The sequence below is a fragment of the Mesorhizobium sp. M7A.T.Ca.US.000.02.2.1 genome, assembly GCF_003996995.1.
Lineage (GTDB): Bacteria > Pseudomonadota > Alphaproteobacteria > Rhizobiales > Rhizobiaceae > Mesorhizobium.
Genome location: NZ_RZTT01000775.1, coordinates 1 through 1185, shown reverse-complemented (window position 1 = coordinate 1185; position 1185 = coordinate 1). Strand labels below are relative to the sequence as shown.

The following is a 1185-nucleotide window of genomic DNA, read 5'->3' as shown; positions in this document are numbered from 1 at the left end:
CGCGCAGCCGCAAGCTGAAGCCGGAAGAGTATCAGGGCGGCACCACGGCGGTGTCCAACCTCGGCATGTTCGGCATCAAGGACTTTGCCGCGGTCATCAACCCGCCGCATGCGACCATCCTGGCGGTCGGCGCCGGCGAGGAGCGGGCGGTGGTCAAGAACGGCGAGATCAAGATCGCCACGGTGATGTCGGTGACGCTGTCGACCGATCACCGCGCCGTCGACGGCGCGCTTGGGGCTGAACTGCTGGTCGCCTTCAAGAACCTCCTTGAAAATCCGATGGGCCTGCTGGTCTGATTCATCAAGCAGAAGCCGGCGCCGAATGATGCGCCGGCTTACGACAGAAACGACTTGTCAGGCGCCGACCCTTGACCCATGTTCTATCTGGATTGCGATCCAGGGAGGCCAAAATATGCCTGCATTCGACCCGTCTGACGTGAAAACCCTGTTCGGCAAGGTCATGGGCGCGTCGCCATCCGACATCAAGCTGGTGGCGCAGCGACTGCACGACCACGCCTTCGAGCCGCGCATGTCGGCGGACGAGACCAGGCAACTCGTCGCCAGCCTCGGCTATGACAGCCTGGACGCGTTCTGCGCCGACATCGGCTTGCCCACCCACATCGCCGAGCGGTGGAGCCGTTTCGGTGTTTCCGGCGAGATGAAGCAGGTGTTCACACTATTGGCGGCGCAGCGCAAGCGGGTGGCCGAGGCGATCGCCGAATTCGAATCCATGACCCATGTCGGCGTCGAGGATTTTTTGCGAGAGCGCGGACTCATTTAGCGGGAAACACCGGAGCCAGTCGAACCGGCTCAGCCGCCCTTGGCAAGCAGCGCCGTGGCGGTATCGCTGTCGGTGATCAGCACGTTGGTGTCGACGGCTTTCAGCGCGGCGAGGATCGCCGCGACCTTGCGCTTGCCGCCCGCGGCAAGAACGACATTAGGCACGTTGCTGACCACATCGAGATCGATGGCCATGACGCGGCTGTTGACCTCGTGGTCGACCAGTCCGCCGGCGGCATCGACGAAATAGCACAGCATGTTGGCGACCGCGCCCTTCGCTTTCAGCGGAGCGATCAGCGATGACGGCACGATGCCGTGCCGGAAGATGGTGGCGTCCGGCGACATGTCGCCGACGGTGAGCAGCGCGATGTCGGCGGTCGCCGCGCGTTGGCGCACATCCTGCAGG

3 protein-coding genes are annotated in these 1185 nt (G+C 64.0%); 2 read left to right on the top strand and 1 reads right to left on the bottom strand.

Annotation, left to right across the window (positions count from 1 at the left end; all coding sequences use genetic code 11):
• Both EOD15_RS34510 and EOD15_RS34505 read left to right on the top strand, forming a co-directional pair.
• Window positions 1–296: 2-oxo acid dehydrogenase subunit E2 (locus EOD15_RS34510; protein WP_185929170.1), on the top strand; the 296-nt coding region annotated here is incomplete at its 5' end.
• Window positions 297–411: 115 nt separating this feature from the next.
• Window positions 412–780: a hypothetical protein gene (locus EOD15_RS34505; protein WP_027038052.1), complete on the top strand. Its 369-nt coding sequence runs from the start codon at window positions 412–414 to the stop codon at window positions 778–780.
• 29 nt (window positions 781–809) lie between these two features.
• Here the strand turns inward: EOD15_RS34505 and EOD15_RS34500 are convergent.
• Window positions 810–1185 (bottom strand): sugar-binding domain-containing protein (locus tag EOD15_RS34500; RefSeq protein WP_281035603.1); only part of this gene is annotated, 376 nt, incomplete at its 5' end.

Coding starts and splice junctions, on each gene's coding strand:
- EOD15_RS34505 (WP_027038052.1), top strand. CDS start 412: ATGCCTGCATTCGACCCGTCTGACGTGAAAACCCTGTTCGGCAAGGTC.